Source organism: Halohasta litorea, assembly GCF_024494645.1.
GTDB lineage: Archaea > Halobacteriota > Halobacteria > Halobacteriales > Haloferacaceae > Halohasta > Halohasta litorea.
The window spans coordinates 351,699-377,086 of the sequence record NZ_JANHDJ010000001.1 but is presented as its reverse complement, the minus strand read 5'-3'; the positions used below and the strand labels follow the sequence as shown (position 1 = coordinate 377,086).

The 25,388-nt window shown below is 55.4% G+C and carries 20 protein-coding genes and 1 pseudogene; 12 read left to right on the top strand and 9 right to left on the bottom strand.

Annotated features, from left to right (window positions below):
• Positions 1–39: 39 nt before the first annotated feature.
• From NO877_RS01995 to NO877_RS01970, 6 genes are all read right to left on the bottom strand, one after another.
• Entirely contained in the window at positions 40–1,404 is a 1,365-nt protein-coding gene (locus NO877_RS01995; RefSeq protein WP_256394618.1) for a nucleotide sugar dehydrogenase, read from the bottom strand.
• Complete coding sequence (locus tag NO877_RS01990) at positions 1,397–2,380, bottom strand: Gfo/Idh/MocA family protein (RefSeq protein WP_256394617.1); 984 nt, start codon at positions 2,378–2,380, stop codon at positions 1,397–1,399. The genes NO877_RS01995 and NO877_RS01990 overlap by 8 nt, the downstream gene beginning before the upstream one ends.
• 46 nt (positions 2,381–2,426) lie before the next feature.
• Positions 2,427–3,518 (bottom strand): DegT/DnrJ/EryC1/StrS family aminotransferase, encoded by a 1,092-nt coding sequence (locus NO877_RS01985; RefSeq protein ID WP_256394616.1) that lies wholly within the window; start codon positions 3,516–3,518, stop codon positions 2,427–2,429.
• A complete protein-coding gene (locus NO877_RS01980; RefSeq protein ID WP_256394615.1) occupies positions 3,515–4,075 on the bottom strand; it encodes an acyltransferase in 561 nt (186 codons plus the stop codon). Before NO877_RS01980 ends, NO877_RS01985 begins: the two co-directional genes overlap by 4 nt.
• 551 nt (positions 4,076–4,626) lie before the next feature.
• Positions 4,627–4,932: a hypothetical protein gene (locus tag NO877_RS01975; protein ID WP_256394614.1), complete on the bottom strand. Its 306-nt coding sequence runs from the start codon at positions 4,930–4,932 to the stop codon at positions 4,627–4,629.
• Between the two features lie 1,313 nt (positions 4,933–6,245).
• Positions 6,246–7,706 (bottom strand): sugar transferase, encoded by a 1,461-nt coding sequence (locus NO877_RS01970; RefSeq protein WP_256394613.1) that lies wholly within the window; start codon positions 7,704–7,706, stop codon positions 6,246–6,248.
• 154 nt (positions 7,707–7,860) lie between these two features.
• Between NO877_RS01970 and NO877_RS01965 the strand changes: the two genes are divergently transcribed.
• The 4 genes from NO877_RS01965 (at position 7,861) to NO877_RS01950 (ending at position 10,340) form a co-directional block, all read left to right on the top strand.
• Complete coding sequence (locus NO877_RS01965; protein ID WP_256394612.1) at positions 7,861–8,337, top strand: OB-like fold-containing membrane protein; 477 nt, start codon at positions 7,861–7,863, stop codon at positions 8,335–8,337.
• On the top strand, positions 8,330–8,821 hold the full coding sequence (locus NO877_RS01960) for a metal-dependent hydrolase (RefSeq protein WP_256394611.1): 492 nt from the start codon (positions 8,330–8,332) through the stop codon (positions 8,819–8,821). Before NO877_RS01965 ends, NO877_RS01960 begins: the two co-directional genes overlap by 8 nt.
• 93 nt (positions 8,822–8,914) lie before the next feature.
• Positions 8,915–9,730: a DUF4330 domain-containing protein gene (locus NO877_RS01955; protein ID WP_256394610.1), complete on the top strand. Its 816-nt coding sequence runs from the start codon at positions 8,915–8,917 to the stop codon at positions 9,728–9,730.
• Positions 9,731–9,824: 94 nt separating this feature from the next.
• Positions 9,825–10,340, top strand: a complete 516-nt coding sequence (locus NO877_RS01950; protein WP_256394609.1) for a hypothetical protein — start codon at positions 9,825–9,827, stop codon at positions 10,338–10,340.
• A 51-nt stretch (positions 10,341–10,391) separates the two neighbouring features.
• Here the strand turns inward: NO877_RS01950 and NO877_RS01945 are convergent, their stop codons facing one another.
• The gene (locus NO877_RS01945; RefSeq protein WP_256394608.1) at positions 10,392–11,219 is read right to left on the bottom strand and encodes an undecaprenyl-diphosphate phosphatase; all 828 of its coding nucleotides are present in this window, start codon (positions 11,217–11,219) and stop codon (positions 10,392–10,394) included.
• Between the two features lie 326 nt (positions 11,220–11,545).
• Here NO877_RS01945 and NO877_RS01940 point away from each other — a divergent pair, with 326 nt between their 5' ends.
• Entirely contained in the window at positions 11,546–12,829 is a 1,284-nt protein-coding gene (locus NO877_RS01940) for a COG1361 family protein (protein WP_256394607.1), read from the top strand.
• A 31-nt stretch (positions 12,830–12,860) separates the two neighbouring features.
• Here NO877_RS01940 and NO877_RS01935 read toward each other — a convergent pair whose 3' ends face one another.
• On the bottom strand, positions 12,861–13,277 hold the full coding sequence (locus NO877_RS01935) for a zinc ribbon domain-containing protein (protein WP_256394606.1): 417 nt from the start codon (positions 13,275–13,277) through the stop codon (positions 12,861–12,863).
• 166 nt (positions 13,278–13,443) lie between these two features.
• Between NO877_RS01935 and NO877_RS01930 the strand changes: the two genes are divergently transcribed.
• The 3 genes from NO877_RS01930 (at position 13,444) to NO877_RS01920 (ending at position 19,081) form a co-directional block, all read left to right on the top strand.
• Positions 13,444–16,998, top strand: a complete 3,555-nt coding sequence (locus NO877_RS01930; protein ID WP_256394605.1) for a carboxypeptidase-like regulatory domain-containing protein — start codon at positions 13,444–13,446, stop codon at positions 16,996–16,998.
• A gap of 137 nt (positions 16,999–17,135) precedes the next feature.
• Positions 17,136–17,930 (top strand): VOC family protein, encoded by a 795-nt coding sequence (locus tag NO877_RS01925; protein ID WP_256394604.1) that lies wholly within the window; start codon positions 17,136–17,138, stop codon positions 17,928–17,930.
• A gap of 47 nt (positions 17,931–17,977) precedes the next feature.
• Positions 17,978–19,081 carry a tubulin/FtsZ family protein gene (locus NO877_RS01920; protein ID WP_256394603.1) on the top strand — a complete coding sequence of 368 codons (1,104 nt, stop codon included), beginning with the start codon at positions 17,978–17,980 and terminating at the stop codon, positions 19,079–19,081.
• Between the two features lie 4 nt (positions 19,082–19,085).
• Here NO877_RS01920 and NO877_RS01915 read toward each other — a convergent pair whose 3' ends face one another.
• Positions 19,086–20,378, bottom strand: coding sequence for a COG1361 S-layer family protein (locus NO877_RS01915; RefSeq protein WP_256394602.1), 1,293 nt, complete (start codon positions 20,376–20,378; stop codon positions 19,086–19,088).
• 652 nt (positions 20,379–21,030) lie between these two features.
• Between NO877_RS01915 and NO877_RS19880 the strand changes: the two are divergent.
• From NO877_RS19880 to artA, 4 genes and pseudogenes are all read left to right on the top strand, one after another.
• Positions 21,031–21,138 (top strand): annotated as a pseudogene (locus tag NO877_RS19880) (surface glycoprotein); the annotation flags it as partial.
• Positions 21,139–21,264: 126 nt separating this feature from the next.
• Positions 21,265–23,658, top strand: a complete 2,394-nt coding sequence (locus NO877_RS19780; protein WP_256394601.1) for a BGTF surface domain-containing protein — start codon at positions 21,265–21,267, stop codon at positions 23,656–23,658.
• A gap of 163 nt (positions 23,659–23,821) precedes the next feature.
• Entirely contained in the window at positions 23,822–24,262 is a 441-nt protein-coding gene (locus tag NO877_RS01905) for a universal stress protein (RefSeq protein ID WP_256394600.1), read from the top strand.
• A 96-nt stretch (positions 24,263–24,358) separates the two neighbouring features.
• Positions 24,359–25,375, top strand: coding sequence for an archaeosortase A (artA, locus tag NO877_RS01900; protein WP_256394599.1), 1,017 nt, complete (start codon positions 24,359–24,361; stop codon positions 25,373–25,375).
• Positions 25,376–25,388: the final 13 nt, after the last annotated feature.

Here is a 25,388-nt window from a genome sequence, read left to right as displayed (position 1 = left end):
TTTTGTTATATCATTCGATATGCCGAGTCGCTATTCGAGCTACTGGATTCCGCTTCCAATCGTATACACTCGATGTACTGTCTCAGCGAGATCAAGCGACTGTCGACCGTCAATGACAACTAGTGGATCAAACCGCTCCCACTCAATATCATCGAACTCTTCGTGTGGTGTGACCATGACAGCAGCATCTGGGTCACAGTCGTAGATCTCTTCAAGCCCTACCTGAGTGCCGGTGAACGCTTCGAAGTCGTCCAAAACTGGATCAACGAGTCGAACATCTGCACCGTGTTCGGCCAGTTGTTCTGCAATTGGCAGAGATGGTGTGGCTCGAATCTCGTTGACTCCTGGACGGTAGGTGAGGCCGAGTACGAGAACCGTTGCATCGTCTAACTCTCGGCCTTCTGCCTCAAACTCTTCATGGAGCTTTTGGACTGTGAATTCGGGCATCCCATCGTTGATTTCACGAGCCGTGCCTAGTAGTGGGGCCTCAGTATCGAATGGATGAATCAGGAAGTGTGGATAGTATGGAATACAGTGACCACCGACACCGGGGCCGGGCGCATGAAGATCGACGTATGGCGAAGTATTTGCCATCTCGATTGCTTCGTTAACATCGATTCCAAGTTCATCAGTAAACCGTGCCAGTTCATTCACCAGCGCGATATTTACATCACGATATAGTCCTTCAAACAGTTTTACCGCTTCTGACACGGTAATATCTGATGTCGGAAGGACACCAGAACTGTTGATTTCTTCGTAGATGATTTGTGCAGCGGTCGTACTCTCTGTATCTACACCGCCGACGATCTTTGGATAGGCCCCACGAATATCTTGCAGTGCACGCCCGCTTGCAGTCCGTTCTGGACAGAACGCAAGCCCGAACTCACCGAGCGACATCCCACTCTGTGTTTTGAGGATCGGCAAAACGACATTTCGAGAGGTCTGTGGGGGAACCGTCGACTCGACGATCACGAGGTCGCCTTCATCTAACTCGGACCCGATAGATTCACTGACTGCACGAAGGATCGAGAGATCCGGTTCGTTGTTCTCATCGATGAGCGTTGGGACGATGATAATGTGTATGGCCGCGTCTGATGCTGCTTCACTAGGGTCTTCGACCGCACGAAAAGCACCGTCTGCGACAAGCTCGCCGATGAGGTCGTCAAGTCCTGGTTCGCCATCGACATGGCTTTCGCCACGTTCGAGAGCCCCAACAACATCTGGGTCAATATCTGCACCAACCACGTTCCCCGTTACGTCGCCGTACACTGCCGCAAGTGGCAGACCCATTTTCCCGAGTCCATAGACTGCCACAGGTATGTCTCCCGAGACGAAGGCCTCTCGCCGTTGGGATTTAGAAACATCAGTACCGTAGATCGACTGTAATGTGTCGTGTTTACTCATTGTTTGTTGCTGTAGAGTCGCGAGTAGTGAGTTCTTCGATCGCCTCAACATACTCGACTGCTCGCAATCCGTCTTGACCCGACACGGTTGGGATGTTTCCAGTCTGTGCTGCATCGATGAACGCAGATAGTTCGCTTTTTAATGGCTCGGCGTTGTCAACCATCGGTCGCTCGACGATGCTCTCGTGTCGGTAGCGAATATCGCCGTTTTCCTCAATGTACTCTGGTAGCGAGTGACGATATATTTCGACCGACTGGTCGATATAATCCACTTCAACATGACACGATTCCGCAGTGATCGTGAGTTCTCGGACTTTCCGTTGAGTAACGCGGCTCGCAGTGAGACTGCCGACGGTGCCGTCGTCGAATTCGAAGTTGGCAATCGTATGGGCCTCATTGGTGTCGAACGCAGCTACCGACGTTACAGATGCGTCGATCAGCCACAGTAGAATATCGATGTCGTGAATCATCAGATCTCGAACCACAGTATCTCCGAGTTCCCGGTCGATGGGTGGGCCAAGTCGTTTGGCATCTACACTGATGATATCGAGATCAGGGACGATATCTCGAAGTGCCATGATTGCGGGATTGAATCGCTCAATGTGGCCAACTTGGACGAGGACGTCGTTTTCGTCAGCCTGTGCCAGCAACTCCTCGCCTTGATCACGCTCGTCGACGAAGGGCTTCTCAATAAGGACGTGGACACCATGCTCGATGGCTTTGGTCGCCATCTCGTAGTGGTAGGCTGTCGGCACTGCAATCGAAACTACCTCAACAGAGGCAAGCAGTTCGTCGATTTCTAAGGCCTCTGTGCCGTTTTTTTCGGCTATTTCGACTGCCTGTTCAGTATCCACATCGTATACACCCACGAGGTTGGCTTCTGGGAGTTCATTATAAATCCGTGCGTGATGCTGACCCATACTCCCAACACCGATAACACCGGCTGTCAACGATTCAGTATCCGTCTCTCGAGTCATCGATCTCCTCCAAACGCATCAATAGATGTCATATTTACCGGTTAAATCAATTCCCGTGGTCAAACGCATTGACTGTATCGATGATCGTTGAGATGTCTTCCTCAGACAGCTGAGGGTGGACGGGAATAGAGACGACCTCATCAGCAATCTGCTCTGCGACAGGACAGCTATACTCGTAGCTCTCGGCATCGTAGGCAGGTTGCTGATGGATACATTTTGGATAGTATATTTTCGCCCCGACACCGTGCTCATGGAGATATTCAAGGAACTCAGCTCGTTTGTCGGTCCGGACGGTATACTGGTGATACGCGTGTTCACACGTATCCGGGACGGACGGAAGCGTAACGGAATCATTGTCGATTTCCGTATCGAAACGCTGTGCGTTTGCCCGACGATCAGTAAGGAACTCGGGGAGTTTCTTGAGTTGTTCCTGTCCGATAGCAGCAGCAATATTGGTCATCCGGAAGTTATTCCCAAGCTGGACGTGTTCGTAGCCACCGTCTGGGGGACGTCCGTGATTTCCGTAGCTCCGTGCAGCCTCCGCGACGTCTTGCCGATCAGTTACAACCATCCCTCCCTCGCCGGTCGTCATGTTTTTTGTTGGGTAAAACGAGAAACACCCGATGTCACCAACAGACCCAACAGGCTGTCCGTTGTAGGTGGCACCGTGTGCCTGCGCACAGTCTTCGATCAGAGGTAGGTCGTGTTCATCAGCAATCTCACCTAAGGCATCGAGATCACTCGGCAACCCATAGAGATGGACCGTTAGGATCGCATCGACGTCCTGCTGAGCAACAACGTCGGCGACCGAATCGGGATCCAAATTATACGTCTGTGGATCGATATCGGCAAAGACAGGCTTGGCACCGGTAAGTCTGATTGCGTTGGCACTGGCAACAAACGAAAATGGAGTCGTCACGACTCGGTCACCGTGTCCAATTCCAAGTGCCTTCAGACCAGAGTGGAGTGCCGTCGTTCCGTTGCTCGTTGCGACACCATAGTCAGTGTTACAGAACTCCGAAAAAGCATCTTCGAACGCTCGTACGTGCTCTCCGTCAGCAACCATTCCACTGTGTATTACTTCACTAACACTCTCGGCTTCCGGTGTTCCGAGATCCGGATTTGCAATCGGGATCACAGGTCATTGCCTCCCGCAAGCCGGGCAGGTAACTCACGGTGTTCTGCAGGAGTTCCAATGGCTAACGTATCAGGTGGCACATCGGACGTTACTGTGGCACCTGCCGCAACAAACGATCGTTCACCGATTGTCACGCCGGGAAGAATCGTCGCATTAGCCCCAATTGAGACATCTGGCATGATCGTCGGGCCCTCTAGGTCGACGTCCTCACGAACCGGCGAGGTATCATTGGTAAGTACCGCACCAGGCCCAATGAACACTCGATCGAGGATAGTCGATTGTTTGGGGACATAGACACTCGTCTGCATACTGACGTTTGATCCGATAGTACTGTGCCCGTCGATAACACTGTTTGTTCCTACCACAACATCATCACCGATCTCTGTTTTTTCACGTATCAACACGTTGTGACCGGTACTGATGTGATCACCTATTTGCACATCATTGTACACTACTGTTCCTCCACGGAATGTCGGGTCTGTGCCTATGTCTGGAGAAGTTGATTCAGGCGAATACGAATGCCCAACCGTTACATCCGATAGCTCGTTGTTCTGCATACGCCCTATGTTTATTTTGAAGTATAAAAACATGAATATTTGATCGAAGATGATGGATCATCAAGATATACTGTTCAAATTTATAGTTGAATAATCTGCCAACAAGATCGGACAGATCCGCCACAAGCGAGTCGACCGCATCAATCGATGATCAAGCACCAGCTGAGGAAGTCACTAACTAAACAGGGCCATTTAGTATGGAATCTTATTCAAGAAATGTGTATACTCGTGAATTCTCAAACAGCTCATCAGGAACAAAATCACCATTAACTAATTGTAGATAACCCCTATTTGTGATCGTCACATATTCTGTCTTTCCAGATATGCCATTATTAAACTGATAAAAATAATGTTTAGAGATGGGTACACCATGATAATCTCGAAGAGTTTCGGCATTTATTGGATCTGAAAGACAGTCGTTAGAGTCTACACAATCAGCCATGACAATAGATCAAGATAGGGTAAATATATGCTTTCCGACCCTTCCTACTCCAAGTAGCTGATTTTATAGGAATTTGATCTGGTAATTACTGTTTAGCGCGGAGTGGATGTCAAACGAGTCGGACCTGTGCCGGAGGATGCACACTGAGCGCCTCACAGTCCATCAGAACTCGTGTTACGTCTGCTGCCACATTGTGATCGACACCACAGATGTCTTCGACAATGTAGGCGACCGCCGAAAAGTCGATGTCTGGCTGAAAGGCTCCATCCCTGAGAGACAATGTGTCGGGGTCGTCGACACGCTCCTCGAATATTTCTCTGGCCTCAGTTTCGAACCACTCGAGACTTGCGGACTCGAAGTCGTCCCACCGGTCGACAAGCGTCACCAGTGCGGCGATCGTTTGATCACCGTTCACATTGTCACGTGCTCCAGGGAACTGGTCGCGGCCACGCCACGCTGGGAGGGTATCTTCGACAGCTTCTTTCGAGAAGGACCCATTATGTTCAACCACAAGGTCACCGACTGCTTCGACTCGAAACTGGGCATCTCTAATCTGGCAATCCTCTGGAACCCGAACCCTTACAGAACGATCGGACCCTTCAATTGCATATACACGACATCGACCGCCATGATCTAGTCGATCGTGACACTGAAGCTCCCAGTTGTCGGGAATACTCCAGATTTGGTCGCCAACGTCGGGGGTCGACCATTCTGCATCCTGACGGAGTGTCCATCGATGAGCAGGTTCGGTCGATCGAAGATACACGAAGTGGTCTTTCCCATCACGGAATACCTTCAGGACACCATCTGCAGTATATTCTCGAAGGACTGTGAGATTCTGCGATGTGGTTTCGTAACTGGGGAATGTTTCGCCACCATCGGCAAGCACGAGGATCTCGCTTACCGGTGTGGTGTCGTTAGTTGTAGACTGTACGACTGGGGTCGTCTCACTCGAATCAGCTACCGACGAGTGAGCGAACTCTCTGAGGTGTGTTTGTGTTGATTTTATATCTTCTAATCATCGTCTATTCTTGTGGTAGTGGCCCGCTTGTGTTGTATTGGTATCGACCGAGAGACTGTCTTCTGGGACCACTTTGGGACAGCCGCTATTTCTCTGCCGAATGGCTATTGGCCTATGTCTGGGCAGTGTGTGTCGTACTGTTGGTCTCGAAAAGAAAGCTCGGGCCTTCTGGTTAGCGTAGGCTCCAATGTCGATCCGTCGCTATCGTCTGTCTCACCTTTGGATGTCTAGTTTCCCAGCGACGGCAATCTACCGTCGTTCTGATCGTGCTGTTGGCCCAGCAGTGGCCTCCAGGATAATACCAAATCGTAAGATCTCAAGGAACAAAACAGCAAGTACGCTCAGTTTCGACCAAAGACAGCAGGTCTAGTTGGCCTTCGCCGTCGGTAGTAGAGTTAGATCTGCTTGGGTCCCCCCTGAAAGTATATTCACAGCAGTCAGAATTGGAGTTGGTTGTAGTATTACTATTATATCAGTCGTAGGAGACTGCCTCGAACCCAACGCCTCCATGCGGTTTTCCGACAAGGTCCCCCGCAGTCGATGAGAGGCACAGATCGATGCTCCTCAGACTGCCTTTCACCGCTGTTTGTGTGAAGATGGGTCCTACAGAAAGAATTCAACACCAACCAAAGTGTATACAACACATTTCAGCGTGAGTTTTGCGCTGGGGAATCCTTTCTGTGAGTTAGGGCCTGGAGATCCGATACTTACTTTTCAAAGGGGAGCTCTCGGATGTCAGTCAATACTTTCCAGATTTGCCGAATAACAATCTTCAGATCAAACCAGAACGACTGCTGACGAATATACTCTAGATCGTATCGCAATTTTAGATTCGGATCCGTACTTTTGGCATCATTAATCTGTGCTAAGCCAGTCAATCCTGGCTTGACGAACCACCGTTTCCGCCATGCAGGCTCGTCATCCTCAAGCAGTACTTCCTCTTCTGTCCATACCGCCCGTGGTCCGACAACACTCATATCGCCAACGAAAATAGACCACAGCTGGGGAAGCTCGTCTAGGTGGGTTTTGCGCAGTAAACGTCCAACACGAGTAATTCGACTGTTCTCTTCGTCCTCAGTCGGCGTTGTATCTTCCCTCTCTGGAATCATGGATCGAAACTTGTACACTGGGAACGTTTCCCCGAAACCTGCGGTTCGATCTTGACAGTAGAATACCGGCCCTGGACTATCGAGTTTGACTGCGACGGCTATCACAGTCATCAGTGGTGCGAAAGCAACCAGCCCAACCGTCGCAAACACAATATCAAATAGCCGCTTGAGCAGATGATCTAGTGGATCCCACGGTTCGAGATCAACATCCACAAGATCTCCAACATCACCCTCCGAGACCAACACACTGTCGGCGTACTCCCGATGGACTTTCGCGTTCACACCATGGTCGTGACAGACATCGAGTGCCCCGAAAAAGTCCCCACGATCAGCCTGCCGGAACGCCAAGACGACGGTATCGATATCCTCCTCGACGAGCACGTCATTGAGACGCGAGAGCCCGCCGAGATGCGAGAGAGATTCAAGTCCTCCGTGGCCGTCGACCTGCTCGGCCGCCGTAGCATTACCCCTAGCGGACTCCTGTGGAGAGTCAGACATTGAGAGACCACCGTCGGCAATCACAGTCTTATCGGCAGTCACCGCTGGACGAAGGCATCCAACGACCTCCGAGTCGACCGTTAGCGCTATCCGCTCGATTTGTTCGAGATCGTCACCAACCAGTAACGTCCGCCCGGCGTCGGCAATCGGCCGTCGACGGATCCAGACGAACCAGATTGGCACAGTAACCAGCAACAACCCGACGGTCATCGTGAGTGTTGCCCGCGGGAGGCGGTGAGACCACTGGAAATATCCAAACGCCGCCAGTCCAAGCCCACCAACAATAACCCGCTTTTGAGCATAAAACACCGTATCGAGCACCCGACTCGGCCGCGGTCTGTACAACGGCAACAGACTCCCCCCAATGACAACCACACTCGACAGTACCGCCCACCACAGCGAGACGACGTTTAGAACCGCCGGTTCGAGCCGATTAAATAGCGGCACGTAGGTCGTGAACAACTGCTGGACTGCGGGGTGATTGGCAATAAGGAGACTACTCACGACGAGCGCGACAACACCAGTCACACTCACAGCCCGGTATCGCCACCCTGTCAACATTCATCTATGACCAAATGGGCAATTTATATAAAATGTACTGTATCTCTTGTTCTCACAACAGGAACAGCCGCCGACACGTAGTCAATATATACAAGTACGCTACCCCTCTCGGACAGTACATATGCGAACCGGGCTCCGAGTCGCCGTTTGCATCTTGCTGCTGTTCGGTGCTTTCGGTCTCTGTATCCACTACGGCGCTACCTACGACACAAACTGGCCACACCCGACAGGCGAGCAGCTTGACACCGACTACGAGGAGTACGTCGATGAGCGTATCCTCCTAATTGGAGAGGTCCAGTCCACAGACCCTGTCGACGAGACACTCACAATCGAGATCACCGATGATGCCGACGAGGTTGCAGCCGAAATCGAGGTCCACGACACCACTGCTACAGTCGAGCCAGGCGGTACTGTCCAAGCCTACGGAACACTTCAGGCCGACGAGACCATGACGGCCTCAGAAACCGTCGTCGTAAATCACGGCCCAACGGAGTCTCAGTACAAACTAGCTGTCTCTGTTGTGGGCATTCTGTTTGCGATTGGATACTTCCTCACCCAGTGGCAACTCAACCTCCAGCAACTCACATTTGATCAGCGATCAAATACCACAGAGGCAGATCACAATGGCTGAACTCCTTTCGCATGTTTTGATTGCCTACACCATTTTTACTGTCGCAAGGTGGTACGTTGAGTGGTTCACAAAACGTTGGGTCGCAATGGGAATGATAGGAGCCCTACTTCCGGATCTCAGCAGAATTGGGCTGTTCGTCACCGACGCGACCATCGAAACCACACTCGGGGTTCCATTCAATATCGGCGCAGTCCACACACTCGGTGGCATCAGTATTCTCGCTGCTATTGGATCGCTGGTCGTTGCTGATCACCATCGAACTGCGTTTATATTACTAGTGGCCGGTGGGATTTCACACCTGCTAACCGATGGTCTCAAAATATGGGCCGACGGGGCTGCAAGCGCCTGGCTGTATCCCTTTTCGTGGTATCGCCACCCGACACCAGGGCTGTATGTCTCGTCGGACTATCGAGTGCTTGTGGTAGTTGGGTCTATTGCACTTATAGTAGCACTTGTCGACCGTCGCATAATCCACCAACAGTAAGCACTAACAAACGTCGATAGATCACAAAGAAAAGATAGTAATACCTATCCTAACGGAACAGACTCGTTTGCATATGACTCTCGGGGGCACTCTATGGAGCTAATCGACGATGAAGGCAATCTCTTTGGCGCGATCAATGTAATCGATGCACTAGCGATCCTTCTAGTCGTTGCTATTGGAGTTGCTGGTATCGCAGTTGTTGTTGCGCCAAACGCTGATGACATAGGATCTGACAACTCCGAGTTGAATACCCGATATGCAACTATTAACCTCGGAAACCATCCAGACTACGTCGCCGACCGTATCACAGCAGGCGACACCATGGAACGTGAGGGCCACAATCTGACAGTGACTGATGTGTATTCAACTCCTGTCGACGCGACCACCGAAGCAGTCACCATTAGAGCCGAACTGGAGGGAGACATCGCCGAAGCAACTCCCAACACACCACGATTCGAATTTGCTGGAACTCGATTCCGTGTCGGAGATACTCTCACCATCGAGACCGATGAGTATGGTGCCGAGGGATCGATACAACGCCTCGACAAAGATGGTTCGGATCTAAATACTGAGTACATCACGACGGAGGTAAAACTCGAGGATATCGACCAAGATGTTGCAGCGGGAATTTCGGAGGGACTGACCCAAACTAGCCATGGTGAGCCACTTGTGACAGTTCAATCGGTGACCACACAACCTGCGGAGGTCGTCCTCGAAAGTGATGACGGCAATATCTATCTTCGCGAGCATCCAACGAACAGAGACGTTAGACTCACAGTCGAGTTGCGGACCATTGAAACCGAGTCTGGAAATCGATTCCACAATAGTCCCCTTCGAATCGGCCAGCAACTGAGACTCGATCTCGGAACAACAACAGTCACAGGAAATGTGAGTGAGCTGAGCCAATAAGATGTCCAACACAACCCGTGACGGATCGATAACAGTCAGCCTAATCCGACGGGGAAGACGGTGGATCACCTCAACAGCCAATCGGTCGACCAACGTGATCCAACGTGTAGTCTCTGGGTCGTTTATTTACCGATGGCTTACGGCCAAACCTGAACCGGAGGTGATCGTAATCGATCTCCGAGAGACGTGGACTGTCGGCCCCGTCATCGAACTCATAGATCGTCTCCTGGAGGAGCTCACACAGAGCGCCCAAACGTCGACGCTCATGAGTGGAGTACACAACGGTGTCACTGCGTTCCAAGAGCGTCCAGTCAACGTTGTCAGCTTCGGTGTCATCGCGAGTGCGCTGGGCGTCCTGCTTGTTGGTGGACTAACACAGAGTCTATCAATCGTAAGCACAGTAGTCGCAATCCTCATGGCCCTTGTTGGACTGTTTGGGCTTGGCTCACAACGGACACTAAGAGATATTCAAGAGACGAAAGCTGTACAACTGATCATCTCCGCTTTTGAACCGCCAGAACCACCGTCATCGACAAACACAGAGACTACTGACTCTCATCGTGAGACCGCAGAGGACGATGTAGATTCGAACGAGGCCGACACCGAGTAGTACAGATACCCTCGCCAGCAGATATCAACATCCGGTTTTGTTTTTGAGGCCTCATACGATCAACGAGACGACGCCACCACCAATGATCGCGAGGCCACCAAGCCCAAAACAGATGAGCCAAAACGGGAGTCGCTCAACGATTCGCATCAACGCATCAATAGTCACATAGCCAACGACAGCGCTGGTAGCAGTTGCAGCAATCGCCCCCGCTGGACTGATTCCAGGGAGGCCACCAGCACCAACGACAGTGAGGACCGCAGCCCCCAAACTAGCGGGAATCGACAGTAGAAATGAAAGCCGAAATGCAACCGGTGGATCGTAGCTTCGGAACAACAGCGTGCTTGTTGTCGTCCCGGACCGAGAAATGCCGGGGAGAATAGCGACCCCCTGTGCAGCGCCGACGAGACAGGCATCCACCAGTGTGGGGTGTTCTCGATAGCCTGCGCCGACTGATTCAGATGCCAACTGCAAAACTCCCGTTAGAATAAGGAGGACACCGATCAGTCCAATAAACAGTCCACCGGACAGTTGACCCGCAAAGTCGACGGCATACACATATAGCGGAATCCCGACGAGCCCAGTCATAAGACAGGCAATCAAAATGAACGAAACCAGCGCATTCTGTTGGTCAAACGCAGCCTGTGGCCGCCATAGCGGCAGTCCGCGGGCCGCAGTCGCAATCTCCTCGCGATAGTAGCTGGCAGCCGAGAGAGTCGTCCCAATCTGAAGAAACAGTGCGAGCTGCAGTGCGATATCCGGAGACATCCCCACGCCAGTCAAAAACAGCGAGAGATTACCTTGACTGGAGACCGGAAGCCACTCAACGATTCCTTGGACGATACCAGCCAGAACCGCAACGAGAAGATCCGTAGCACTCACTGAAACGTTGTTCAATCGGACTCTTATAATACGTGTTGGTTCCCGTGAGTTCAAGCGCGCGACGTCATAATAGAGTACAGTACGGATTGTGCTCGTTGTACCACCTCAATCGTCCGTACGGGTGCGATGACTCAACCATCTGGAGTAGTTCATAGGCCCTTGAAAACAATGGAATAGAGGAATATCACAACGTATCGATTAAAAGAATGGTCAGCGACGATGGATATAATACGTCCGCGTTACAGCATAGGTGTATGACTCAGCCACACTTCGACTGCTCGAATCGATCGTTCATCTCTGTTGTAGGCGGTTTCGACGGGTAACCCATGAGTGAGCACACGCGGGTCGTGGTATGTGTGGTGCTGCTGGCCGTGCTTGGGGCTGTTGCGAGTGTGGGCACTGTCGGTGCATCGACAGCGAGTGCCGACCAGCCGGTGTTTCTCTCACACACCGACGATGACGCCGAGCGAAACGGCGTCGACCGGCATCTAAGCTCCGGAGACCTCTACTGGCAGGGCCAGACGCTCTGGTTCGAGGACCCCCACAACGAGATCGACGCCGAGGGACTCCTCCTCCGAGAGTACGATACCGAAACCGAGGAGGTCGGACCGCTTGTTCGCGAGATCACATTCGAAGACAATGAAACGACCTTGGAGACAACCGATCTCGAGGGCACGTACGTGTTGGTCCTCGGCAATAGTCGCGGGACGACCGTCGACATCAACGACGGGGCTGTGGCTGGCACTACGTCCGTCGAAAACGCAGCCCCCTTCGAAGTGCTCGAACAGACGCTTGCGGTGGAGTGGGAGGGTGGGGCATCCAGCACGTCACAGAGCGATCGGGAGATCGAACTGCAGTCGAACCGCGTTCGATACAACGTCAACGTAAGCAGTCCAACACTCTCCTACACCGAGTTGGAGGGAGTGTTCATGAGCGATCGAATGCTCCGAGACCACAACAGACCGTTCGCCGACCGGACGCCGTTCGGAGAGCGCCGCCGAATGTATGACACCCACGCCGATGCAGACGTGATCGTGCTCCGTGGGTTCAACGATGGATCTCTGGAGACGGATTTCAGTACGATCGAGACGTTCCCCGATGCGATCACTGTCGAAGTAACTGACACCGGCCGCACCGAGACCGTGGCACTGCCAAGCGAATCCCCGGAGGGCGGGCCGTTCCGTATCTCGTCGCTCGACATTTCCGAGCGTGTCGAGCCCGGTGAGTCGGTGACAATCACCGCGACGGTGACCAATGAGTGGCCGACGACCGAACGGGGAGACGTCGTCTTCGAGTTGGGCGAGGAGTCACGGGCTTCGGTTGGGACACGGCTCGACTCGGGAGCCGAAACCACGGTGTCGACGACACTACAGGCCCCCACCGATCCGGGTGAGGCCGCATACGCCGTCACCACCGACGGTGACAGTGTTGAGGGAACGATCACAGTCGAGGGCACCGAGTCGGAGTCGGAGACCGGCGACGGCGAAGAAACCACCGAGAGCGGTGGGATTGTCGACACCTTGATCGGGCTGTTGTATCCACAAGCGCTCATCGGGCTCGTCATGACCGCACTCTCGGTGGGGACGTTCGTCGTCTGGCGTCGACGGTAGAAATAGACAGCAGATTTACTTTCCAGACTTCTTACAAGATGTAGTGAATCGCAGTGCCGAGAAGCATCAACACGACTGCGACGGCCGCGTTGAATTCCGCTTTAAGTGGCGATCCGAACACTCGTGCTGAGAGCTGTCGGACGGGTGGGAACAACAGTAGTCCGCCGAGGAGCGTGAACACGCCTCCAGGACTCGGGAGGACCGAAACTGCCGAAACGACAAAAATGAATCCAAACGCGTAGCCTGCGCGCTCGATGAGCTCGTCGCGCTGGCTCCGTTGGCTTGTCGACTGGCTCGATCCAGCCTGCTGGCTGGCCTGTTGGCTGGCCCGCTTTTCGATCTTCTGATCGAGCCGGTTTTGAGCGGTTGGGTTCTGTGGCTTCCCGCAGTTCGGACAGAAGTTGGCCGACTCCCCGACTTGGGTGCCACAATTTGTACACTCCGGCATACTCGTTAGTGACCCAACGAAAGGTCACCACATCAAGCCTTTCATCTGTCCGTCGGTCATACTCAGCTGATCGCGCAATAAATTATATGAATTGAGAATTACAGCAAGAAGATTAAATACCCATACTGAGAGTATTCGACATCTACTGCGCACCCGCTTCACAACCATGAGATCCTTAGTTTTCGGACGAACCCATCGGCTTGTCATTCTTTTTACCCTCCTATTGCTGGGTGGTGTCGTGCTGTTGACCGGGAGTGTTGCTGCCGATCATCAAGACGGTGACCCAGCTAGTGGCAACATCACGGGAACGATCGAAAACGAGATCGGCGAGCCGCTTGGCGATGTGACAGTCAGCATCGCCAAATACGACGATCTCGAAACAACGACCGACAGCGATGGTACCTACCGTCTTGAAGATGTCCCCTATGAGGACCAGACACTGGAAATCAGCGATCCGAACAACAACTACAAGAGTGTCAACAGAGAAATTTCCGTCTCAACCACCAACTCACCGGTGACCGAGAATTTCATTGACAATCAAGCGCTGGAACGAACTACCGGGAACGTGTCTGGAACAGTCGAGTCGACGGGGGGAGAAATCGAGGGTCCGATACCCGATGTGGAAATAGCGGTGAGTCACCGATCCGATCAGGACCTGATCGAAGGCACTGACTTACCGTCAACTGTTGAAACGGATGCAAACGGAGAGTATTCGATTGAGGTTCCAACTGGTGTGGTCGATATCGAAGCAACACAGGACGGCTTCGAACCAGCCACACAAAGCGATATCTCCGTGAACGAGGGCAGCACGACCAGCGTCAACCCAGATATGAGCGAACGGCTCACGACTGTCTCCGGGTCAGTCACGAACACTAGGGGAAATCCGATCCGAGACGCCACCATTGAGGTCGCAGTCGACGACCCCGATATGTGGCCGGGGTTGGGATCGCTGACCGCAACGACCGATTCGAGCGGCGGATACACGATTAACAACGTTCCTGTAAGTACGACCTCCCCCGAAAAAACGCGGACGATCACCGCCTCGGCGGATAATTTCATGTCTAGCGAAGAGTCGTCATCGATTTCAGAGTCTGGCGAGACGGTGAATTTCGAACTCGATCACGTTAACGGCGGGCTTGAAGGGCGTGTCGTACAGTCCGTCGATGGGTCGAGTGCACCGCTCCACGGAATTAACGTCACTGTCGAGGGTGAAGACACGACCACAACCGATTCGAACGGTGAATACTCATTTGCCGATCTCCCGTTCGGCTCCCACGAGCTGACCGTCGAGCATCCGAAGTACGAAACCGAAACCCGAGAGATCCAGATCAGACAGGGAGAAACGAGCGAGGAGGAGTTCACGGTCGAGCGAACGGAACCCGTCGAACTCAGTATCGACTCAGTCGCGCCGGATTCCTGGCAGGCCGGTGATGAAGTAACTGTGAGCTACTCGTTCAACGAAACAGTATACGATACAGTCGATTTCAGCGTCGACGGAATCGTCTCCCCAACCACATTGGATACTGAGTACGGGACATTCGAAGGCGAGACGACGTTCACCGTACCCGAACGCCAACAGATCAATGACGGACAGTACACTATCGATCTCTCGGCCCTCGGGACGAGCAAAACCGAATCGTTCGAAGTCTCGAACGTCTTCGATTCCGAACAGGTCGAGTTCTCCGAGACGGATTATCAGTCGCCAGCCGGTGACTTCGTCGAGGTGAGTCTCTCGACCGGAGATCTCGACGAGGCATACATTCTGATCGGTGGCGACCGGGAGGCCAACGAAGGGAACCTGCAGAACTATCTCGATGTGTTGCACGTCTCCGGCGATGCCACCTTCGTTATCAACACCCGACTCGTCGGCAGTGATCGGGATTCTGAGGACGTTTATATTCCGGTCGAAGGTGATGTCACGAGCTACGCCCACTCGATCGGCGCGGGCAGCGAGCCCACAGGCGAGTTCTCGGATGTGTCCTTCGAGGACGAAAACGGAAACGAGATCGCCGGGACGCTGGCCGAATTCCGCACGGAGATGGGGCTCTCGGCGAGAGGCAGCCCGCTGCAGGCCGGTCGGTACCGGCTGGTCGCTGGCGGCAGTGGCACGGTGATCGAACGGAACGACAACATCCCGGACTTCCGGCAGCCCGTTGCCCGATCGAACCTCGTGTTTACTCAGCCGGAGATCGGCGAGGTGACGACCTACACGCTTCCACCGGCTGCGGCGGACCGTGTCGAGCAGTTCGACGACACCGACGAATCGATGGGAACCGGTGATATCGGGGCGCTACTCGGTGCGGCGACCGAAACCGACAGAGTCGCTCGTGGGGATCGGATCCTCATAGAAGTCCAGTCGGTCGGGATGTACGGGGCGCTCATGGACCGCCAGGCCAGCGAGAACTCAGTCGTCAACACCAACCAAGATGGTCCAGGTAATATCCCAGCCGATTGGGTCCAGACCCTGCTCGACCGCCACGAAGGAGTTCACATCGAGCTCACAGATACCGAACTCGGTGCGCCGAATCACGGGGGATCGACCCTCCAGTTCGAAAATGTAGACGAGAGTGATCTGTATATCCTCCCGGACGATAGCGCCGACCAATGGAACAACACCGATGCGATCGGCACCGATCCCCTCATCGGTGGCTTTTATGTCGTCATCGACACCCGTGGAAATGACCCGTTCGACAGACAGCCGCGGGATGGCGACGAGCTCACGTTCGATATCGCCTATGAGTCACCACCCGATAGCCGGTACGAATACAAAAACTACGACTTTTCGATCGGCGCGAGACCCAACCCGTTCGATCCGGCCGTCAACGAAGTCGACGGACTCGAACACTTCCCGTACTTTGGATCGAGTGATACGACCGTGAGTGCCAACGATTCGTTCGTCTTCGAGGACCCCTACATCGATTACGGCGAGACCACACTGAATGACGAGCTGATCGTTGCTGCCGAGGAGGGGAGCGTTATCTCGGGGGAGACTAACATCGCCCCGGGCTCGCAGGCTGAAATGCAGTTGATCGCGAGCAACCGTCCGAATCCGAAAACGATCACGATCGAGGACGTCGAAATCAGCGAGGACCGCACCTTCGAGATAACCGAAGACTTCTCCGATTTCGAGCCGGGCGAACGGGTCGAAGTCGAGTTCTACTCTCAAGGGCGGCTCATCGAGAACCGACTCATCGACAAACGCGGCGTGAGAGTCGTCGACGATCTCGACAACCCATCAAACTTTGAGATCGAATCGTTGACCGAAGAGGCAGAAGTCGTTCGCGGCCAGCGGCTCTCGGCGATCGAAACGACGATCGTCAACACCGGTGAGATCGCCGATCGGCAACTGGTCGAATTCACTCTCGACGGGGAGACGATCAGAAACCAATCCGTGACACTCGAAGCTGGCGAAGACGTGTCTCTGGATCTGTCCGATGAGTTCGTCGTGCTGCCGGTCGGTGAGTACGAGTATACCGTCCGAACCGAAGACGACGAACGGACCGGCCAGCTCACCGTTACCGAACCCGATTCGGAGAACGACACCCGAATCAACAGTCTCGACTCCGAGGGGCCAACAGTGAGCGGTTCGCCCGAGGAGACAGGTGACCCGACAGAGTCCGACCCCGAGGGGCTGTTTGGGCTGTTCGGTATCCGGAGTCGGGATGTCGCGGTCGCAGCGACAGTCACCGGTGCGATGCACCTCCTCGGCCAGTGGACCTGAGCGAATCGAACCCGGAGATGGATTCGGACCGTCGCCGGTCGTGACGACCCAATCCGAAGCGTCGACGTCTTACCGAAACCAGAGGTTTCGGCAGCCTTCGGTATCCTTTTCGACCCGGCGTTCAATATTGATCATGTATGACTGGACTCTTCGATCACGTAATGCTGCGCGTCGACGACCTCGAAACATCGGTCGACTGGTACCAGACCCACCTCGGCTATGAGGAGAAAGACCGACACGAGGGCGACGGCTTCACCATTGTCTATCTCGGGCCGGAAGGAATGCACGACGACGGTGCGATGCTCGAACTCACCTCGAACCACGGCGAGACCACAGACGAAGTGGGCGACGCGTGGGGCCACATTGCGGTCCGAGTCCCCGAAGGCGAACTGGAGGCCCACTACCAGCAGCTCATGGACGAGGGCGTTGAGGACTACCGGGACCCCGAATCCTGTGGGGGCCGCTACGCCTTTGTCAAAGACCCCGACGGCCACGAGGTCGAGATTGTCCAGCGCGACTACGGTGCCCTGTGGTCGATCGACCACACGATGATGCGCGTCGAGGACGCCGACGAGGCCCTCGGCTTCTGGACCCGGAAGTTCGAGTACGTCGAACCGCGGAGCCGCTGGGAATCCGACAGCTTTGCGAACTACTTCATGGGCCCCGAAGACGCCCCTCAGGAGGCGATGTGGCTCGAACTCACGTATAATTATGATGGCCGCTCCTACACGATGGGCGATGCGTGGGGCCATCTTTGCGTGCGCGTCGACGATCTCCAGGAGGACTGGGACCAACTCATGCTCCGCGAGGCAGCGGACTACCGGAGTCCCGAAGAGTGCGACGACCTGTATGCCTTTACGACCGACCAGGACGGCCACGAGATCGAACTCATCGAACGCGATCCCGACGCCGAGTCGCTGTTCCCGTTCTAGGGGTCACCGAGCACATTCTTTTTTGCGTACCGCTCCGAGGAGTCGCTATGCAACTCATCGTCTGTGGACTCGGCGGCGCAGGTTCCCGGATCGCCGACACGGTGGCAGCGGCTGACGAACGCGGCTCGCGGTCGGCGGTCGTCGACACCGTTGCCCTCGATACCGACCAGGGGTCGCTGGCCGACCTCGAAACGATACCCGAAGACAACCGCCATCTGTACGGTACACTCACCGGCTCCGGGCGAGGGTTCGATGGTCACCGCAACCGCGGGCAGGAGGCTGCCGACGAGGAGCTGACCGAGCTGTTTCGGGCGGTCGACGATCTCGCAACCTCCCGTGGCGATGCATTCCTGCTGTGTACCAGCCTCGCTGGAGGCACCGGGGCGACGCTACTACCGACACTCGCCGCCGAACTCCGTGAAGTGTACGGGGTGCCGATCTACGGCGTTGGGGTGCTGCCGGAGACGGAGCGAACCGAGACCACCGACCAGCAACGCCGGGCGGCCAACGCCGGGAAAGCGGTCGACCCCGTGTTGGAAGCGACCGACGCGCTGTTCGTCTTCGACAACGCGCTGTGGACGAAAACTGCCGAATCCGCGGCCGAACCCGAAGTTCGCACTCGGCTCAACGAGACGCTGGCGACCCGACTCATCGCGCTGTTCGAGGCCGGAGAAGCCGACCGCAGCGGTCGGGTCGCCGAGAGCGTCGTCGACGCAAGCGAGGTGATCAACACTCTCTCGGAGGGTCGGATCGTCGCCCTCGGCTACGCCACACAGGAAATCGAGCGGCCGACCGAATCCCGGTTCGGACTGGGGCTGTTTACCAAGGAGGTCGACCTCGACGAGACAACGGCGATCAAGGCCATCGAAACCACCGTCCGACGGGCCGTTAATGGGAAGCTAACGGTCGATGTCGACCGCGGGGCGGTCGAACGGGGACTGTTGGTAACCGGCGGACCGCCCGAGTGGCTCAACCGCCGAGCGATCGCCGACGCACGGTCATGGCTCGCCCAAGAGACCGGCAGCGTCGAGATCCGCGGCGGCGACATTCCGACACCCGACACCGACGAGATACTCGCGCTCGTGGTGTTGGCTGGCATCGGAGACTGCCAACGGCTTGCCGAACTCCGGGCGGCCGCCGAAAACGAATAGAAGGTTATTGGCCGCGGTACCAGACGTAGCCGCCGCCGACCGCGAGCAGCGAGACGATCAGCATTGCAACGGTACCGAGCGAGCCCAGCCCGCCGCTTTCTTCGGGTTCAAGTACCTCGACCGGCAGCCGGTAGCTGTCGGTTATCTGGCTGTTGCCCTCAGCGTCCTGGTAGCGAACGTCGACGGTGACCGGGTAGGTTTTCGGCGTCGCCGACCCCTCCGCCGAGAGGTCGAAGGTGACTGTCTCGGATTCGCCGGGGGCAAGTGACTCGACGAACCCCTCGCTGCTACTGCTGCTGAACGGCGAGTCGGTGAACAGTTTGGGCTCGATGTCGGTCAGCGTCTCCTCGCGGTTGTTGGTGAACGTTACTTCGAAGGTGGTACCGCTCCCGGCGGTGATCGTACGGTTGACCGGCTCGACGCCGAAGGTGTCGCGTTCAGGTCCGATGTCGGCGAGGAACTCGGGGTCGTCGTCGGTCTGGCGGATGCCGTTTTCGTCACGGAACGAGACGGGGAGATCGAACCGTTTGGGGACGGCCTCGGCCTCGCTGCCGACCTCGATGGGGATACGGAACTCGGCGGACTCCCCGGCCTCGATATTACCGACGGCGACGGCGGTCTCCTGTGGGAACAGGTTCTCGGCGTCGGTCGGGAACTGGACTTCGGCGTTAGTTGCGTCCTCGCCGCCGACGTTCTCGATCTCGCCCGTTATGTCGCCCTCCTCGCCCACGCGAAGAGTACTATTAATATCGGTGATACGGAAGCGAGCGTCATTGCTGATTTCGATTTTGACCTCCTTGCTTATTGATCGACTCTGAGTGGTTTGTGACGGCCTGTATCCAGGGAGATCTTCGGCCTTACTGGTATAGGTGTACTCCATGTCGAGTTCCATCTCGTAGGTCCCGGGTTCGGCATCGTTCGGGACCTCTATTCTGAAGTCGACGTTTTCGGGCTCGGATTCTGTTATGTCACCGACCGATTGAGTCCCTGTTTTGACTGTGATCGGTATATCATCAGCCTCAAGTGTGGTAATAACACTTCGGGCGGTCGTAACGTACTGCCGGTCGGCCGGGTCACCATCGGTAACCTCGCCGTCGTTGTCGAGTTGGACTGTGAACGTCGTTTCACTACCGGGTGTGACCTCGTTGTCCGGCGCGTAGACGCTGATATCCGGCGACCCTTGTACATCTATTGACGAGCCACTTTGTGCCGAGACGACACTACTGGTGGCAGTCATGAGGAGGAGCAGACACACACCGATTGCGAGACCCTTCGAGGTAATTAAAGAGATATTCATTGCTTACTCCGTGCGATGATATGAACTGTTCGACCTACGTACGGTTCCTCACGGATAGATGTAATAGAACTCACCACCGCAAAAACTGATCGACTCTCGACACCGAAAAGACCGGTTTGTGTATGCATGGCTTCGATTCACGTTCGCAGAATAAAGGTCATTATGAAATTGGGACTCTGTTTAGCACTGTTTATTATAAATACTCATTTGAATAACAATAATAGGGGGGAATCAAGAGACGTTTACCAACTTCGTTCTGAGGCAAGTTACTCATAACCAAACTAACTCGGCGTCTATGACGGATTCATAAAACAACACGCGTGTTTGTCTAGCTGTACCACACTATACAAATCAAACTCATTCCTCACTTGTTAGTATAGGCTACAACTACCGTGTTACTAGCAGAATACCGGATCGAATGCTGTCGGTTATACCAGTCTCCTATATCCACTGTCAAACACAAAGTATATACCAGATTGCCTTCGTGTTTCAGACACCCCTACCCAGGACAGCACGGTAGAGTACGTCCGATGTAGTACGACTTGTGATGGCACAGGTCAACAGTGAGGCTCGGTCGGTGTAGGACGGTAGTGGACGGAAATAGAGTGTTGTCGATGCAGTGCAGTTGCAGTACAACGAATCAACACAACATATGACACGAAACGACACAACATCATATCGCGAGAAGGGACGTGCAGCGTTCCTTGCCGCGCTTATGATCCTTTCAGTCGTCGCCGTTCCCGCAGCGTTTGCGGGCGGTGCGGCTGCGACAGCACCCGAAGAAGTAGGTAACTCTGGAATTCCATCAACAGTTTACACTGGGCAGGAATTCAACACAACAGTACCGGACTCAAGTAACTACACAGCAGGTGACAGTGCGTACCTGGTGGAAGTTTCGAGAGATAATGGTGATATTGACGGGACCAGCCTCATCGGTACGCTGAACCCAGAAGCGACCGATGATTCGACATTCACCAATTACGAGGTAGATACCACGGATCTCGAGACCGGAGCCGAGTACGGTATCTCGAACACAGCGAACTACCAGAGTGGTAACACGGAAATCGTCCAGACCTTCTCGGTTATTAGCGAAGGCTTCAGTGCTGAGTTCGATGACAGCGAGGTTGACGGAACCGACAACGCAAGCGTTATCGAACTCGATTCGGACCGACAGGCCACAGACTACAATCTAACGGTCAGCGTCGACGGTCCTGACTCCTTCGACGCAGAGATGATCGAAGACCTGTTCGAGACGAAGAACGGGACAACCGGTACGGTCACCGATTCGGACGATCTCCCGCTCGATCACCTCGGCTACGATCGTGAGGACGGCGACAACATCAATGACATCCGAGATGACGATTACGTCACGCTCAACCTAGACACACTCGAGAGTAACGGAACGGTTTCCGGTAGCGATCTCCAGATGAACGTTTCGAACCTCGAGAACAACGCCGGACTCCCAGACGCTGGTGAGTACGAGTTCGAGTTCATCGTGTCTGATACCGGCGCAACCGCAACAGATACGGTCAGTATCTCCGAATCCGACGAAGGAGCGTCCTTCAGTGAGGGTGCAGTCACCGACACCGCTGGTGACATTGCAACCTTCGAGTTCGAACTGGAAGACACCGACGAGACGTGGGTCCAGATCGGTGATGAAGACTCTGACTTCGTTGAAGTCCTGTACGTGCAGGCTGACGACGAAGACGAGCCAGTAAGCATCTCGGCCAACACCCGTCTCCTCGGTACCGATCCGGGACTTGACACAGAAGAGGTCTACGACACTGAGAACGTCGACACTATCGAGAGTGGTTACCACGAAGCAGGACCAAACGGTGGTACCTTCCAGAACGTCCCCGATGATGCGAAGCTCTTCGGTGACGATGAAGGTACCAGTGATAGTGCTTCCAACGATTACATTGATTACATCACGAGCGATCTCTCGCTCTCTGATGAGTACGACTCCCAGCTAACCCGACCGCTCCAGCCGACGGATTACGAAATCCAGATCGGTGGCACGGACATCGACACGGAAGACGAGTCCGTCTTTGATGCGAGTTCCGGTGGCGAAGCCACCGACCAGCTCGCAAGCGCTGTGCTGACACTCGAGCAGCCAACGATCGGTGACATCACCGTTCATACGGCACCTAGTGAGAGTGCAAACGACGAAACCGAAGTCAGCGAACTCGTCGACGCTGCAACGGTCCGTGACGAGGTCGCTATCGAAGACCGTCTCATCGTCCAAGTCGAGGCAACCGGTCTCTACGGTGGCCTAGTCGCCGGCGCAGATGGTGACACCGCTGCCAATTCTGACTGGGATCGACTCGACGACGGTGTTTCGAGTGACGTCCTCTACAAGTTCGTTGAGGACACCAACGAATCGATCAACTTCGAGGTTACTGCGGAAGAATCTACCGGTAACCAGGCCCCGCTGAAGGTTAACCTGGAAGACGGTGGCGACAGCGACACCTTCGTGGTGCTTGACGAAGAGAACGGTCAGTTCTTCGTCGTCGCTGATACGAGTTCGGACAGCGCCTTCAAGAACGGTGACGCGCCTGAAGAAGACGTTAGCTTCAACGCAGAACTCGAATACGATGCTGACAACGAGGACAACCGGTACGAGTTCGCTACCGACCAGAGTCCGGCTCCGTTCGGTAACGCAGACAACGCCGAGAACTACCCGTACCTCGCACAGGGCGAGACACTCAGCAGCAGTGCCCAGTTCGATCTGGCACCGCGTAGCATCGACTTCGATAACGTGAACGTCGATGATGTCCTCGAAGCCGAGAACATCGAAGACTCCGAGATCAGTGGTGAGACGAACGTCGCACCCGGAACCGACGCGACGATCCGCGTCTCTTCGACCGAAGCCTCGTCCTCGTTCCGTAACGGACAGGACGTCAACATCACTGAAGACGGTTCGGTCTCGGCCGAATTCGACTTCAGCGATCAGGATGTCGAAGATCAGTTCCAGACCGAATACCGCGTGAGTGGCTCGTCGGTTGACTCGGTCGACTCCATGCTCGTCGAAGAGGGCACTCTCGAAGACGAAGCCCCTGAAGACGACAGCTCGTCCGACGACAGCTCGTCCGACGACAGCTCGTCTGACGACAGCTCGTCCGACGACAGCTCGTCTGACGACAGCTCGTCTGACGATAGCGCATCCGACGACGGTGAATCCGACGACTCCTCCAGCGAGGAGACGCCCGGATTCGGTGCCATCGTCGCACTCGTTGCAGTCCTCGGCGCAGCACTCCTCGCGACCCGACGTCAGAACTAATCTGACGACGCTTCGCGAGTAACTGCACGCCGTTTCAACCACCGGCCTCGTGCCGGTCCCTTTTTCATTCTTTCAGCCGCCGAGCAGCAGCAGTCGGTTTCGATACTCATTATAAACACTACCTAAGCGATTCATTCACTACGGTTGAGTACAAGGGCCAACTATGTACGATACCGTGCTGTTTCCGACCGACGGAAGCGAGACCGCAACCGAGGCCGCGGTCCACGCGATCGACCTCGCCGACCGCCACGACGCCGATATTCACGTTCTGTACGTCGTCGACCACGAGCGGGTGGGCCAGATGGCACCCAAGCTCGGCACCGACCACATCAAAGAAACGCTCCAGGAGGAAGGCAAAACGGCCACCAGCGAGATCGCCGACCGCGCCGCGGCGGCCGGGCTCGAAACCACAACGAGCATCCGCGAGGGCGCACCCGCCGACGTGATTACGAGCTACGCCAACACTGTCGAGGCCGACGCGATCGTCATGGGAACCAACGGCCGAACCGGGATGGACCGGCTCCTGCTCGGCAGCGTCGCCGAACGCGTGATCCAGACGACCGACCTCCCGGTGACGACGGTCAAATCGCCCGCCGACGAGTAACCACAGCAGTAACGAGGCCAGCGCGACACCGACGCTGTGACGACGCGCTCGCACACAACGACAAGGGATTTATGACCAGTAGTCGACCTATCACCCATGCAAACGGCGACTGAGTGGCTTCGCAGCGAACTGTTTACCGTGGGGCCACTGTCGGACGCCCTGGCGTGGGTCGTCATCGGCCTGTTCGTCCTCGCCGGAGCCGTCGAGTGGTACGGCCGCCGGACCGACGCCGACCTAATGGATACCGCCCGCCCCATCGCGGTCGCGGCGTGGGTCGGCTTCGGGCTGTTTTGGCTGAATCTGTTCCCGGCCTTCGCCTTCGAACATCAAAGCTACGTCGAGGGAATCCTGAGCCTCGTCGGCTTTCCGGCCAGCCTCTATGTCGCAAAACTCCTCTACGACGGCCGGGATACGCTGTTCGTCCTCTCGCGGGCGGTCGCGGTAATGGGAGTGATCTATCTCCCCTTCGAGACGATCCCGGCGTTCACGGTGGGTGGAGCGACGTTCCCCGCACCGCGACAGTTCCTCATCGAGTTCGTGACGATGCTGACCGGCGAGATCATCACGCTGTTCGGCTACTCGCCAGCGCTCGTCGAGAGCCCCGAGGGGTATATGGCGACCTACCAATGGATCCTCGAAGACGGCCATCGCTACAACGTTTCTATCGTCCTGGCCTGTACCGGCCTCGGGAGCATCGCCATCTTCGGCGGCCTCATCGGGGCGGTGCGGGCCCCACTGAGCCGCAAACTCCGGGGGCTGGCTGTGGCGGTGCCGATCATCTTCGTGCTCAACGTCTTCCGGACGGCGTTCATATCGATCGTCTCGGGCAACCAGCTGATGCACTGGTTCCCCGAGGTCGTCCTGTTCATGTTCGGCGAGACCAACGCCTATCGGGTCTCGTTTCTCGTCTCCGACCGCATCATCAGCCAGCTGCTGGCGGTCGTCGCACTCATCGGGATTACGTATCTCGTCGCCCGTCAGATCCCGGAGCTGTTGACCGTACTCGAAGACATTCTCTACATACTAACGGGCGAGGAACACGACCTCCAGGACGCCCTGGATCTCCCACGGGAGCCCGCGGTCGAACAGCCCGAGGCCCGCCGGGCAGACTAACCGTCAGCCGTCG

Excerpts from the sequence above, each read along its gene's own strand:
- NO877_RS01995 (WP_256394618.1), bottom strand. The coding sequence starts at position 1,404 with ATGAGTAAACACGACACATTACAGTCGATCTACGGTACTGATGTTTCT.
- NO877_RS01990 (WP_256394617.1), bottom strand. The coding sequence starts at position 2,380 with ATGACTCGAGAGACGGATACTGAATCGTTGACAGCCGGTGTTATCGGT.
- NO877_RS01980 (WP_256394615.1), bottom strand. The coding sequence starts at position 4,075 with ATGCAGAACAACGAGCTATCGGATGTAACGGTTGGGCATTCGTATTCG.
- NO877_RS01970 (WP_256394613.1), bottom strand. The coding sequence starts at position 7,706 with ATGTTGACAGGGTGGCGATACCGGGCTGTGAGTGTGACTGGTGTTGTC.
- NO877_RS01960 (WP_256394611.1), top strand. The coding sequence starts at position 8,330 with ATGGCTGAACTCCTTTCGCATGTTTTGATTGCCTACACCATTTTTACT.
- NO877_RS01955 (WP_256394610.1), top strand. The coding sequence starts at position 8,915 with ATGGAGCTAATCGACGATGAAGGCAATCTCTTTGGCGCGATCAATGTA.
- NO877_RS01940 (WP_256394607.1), top strand. The coding sequence starts at position 11,546 with ATGAGTGAGCACACGCGGGTCGTGGTATGTGTGGTGCTGCTGGCCGTG.
- NO877_RS01935 (WP_256394606.1), bottom strand. The coding sequence starts at position 13,277 with ATGCCGGAGTGTACAAATTGTGGCACCCAAGTCGGGGAGTCGGCCAAC.
- NO877_RS01930 (WP_256394605.1), top strand. The coding sequence starts at position 13,444 with ATGAGATCCTTAGTTTTCGGACGAACCCATCGGCTTGTCATTCTTTTT.
- NO877_RS01925 (WP_256394604.1), top strand. The coding sequence starts at position 17,136 with ATGACTGGACTCTTCGATCACGTAATGCTGCGCGTCGACGACCTCGAA.
- NO877_RS01920 (WP_256394603.1), top strand. The coding sequence starts at position 17,978 with ATGCAACTCATCGTCTGTGGACTCGGCGGCGCAGGTTCCCGGATCGCC.
- NO877_RS01915 (WP_256394602.1), bottom strand. The coding sequence starts at position 20,378 with ATGAATATCTCTTTAATTACCTCGAAGGGTCTCGCAATCGGTGTGTGT.
- NO877_RS01905 (WP_256394600.1), top strand. The coding sequence starts at position 23,822 with ATGTACGATACCGTGCTGTTTCCGACCGACGGAAGCGAGACCGCAACC.
- artA (WP_256394599.1), top strand. The coding sequence starts at position 24,359 with ATGCAAACGGCGACTGAGTGGCTTCGCAGCGAACTGTTTACCGTGGGG.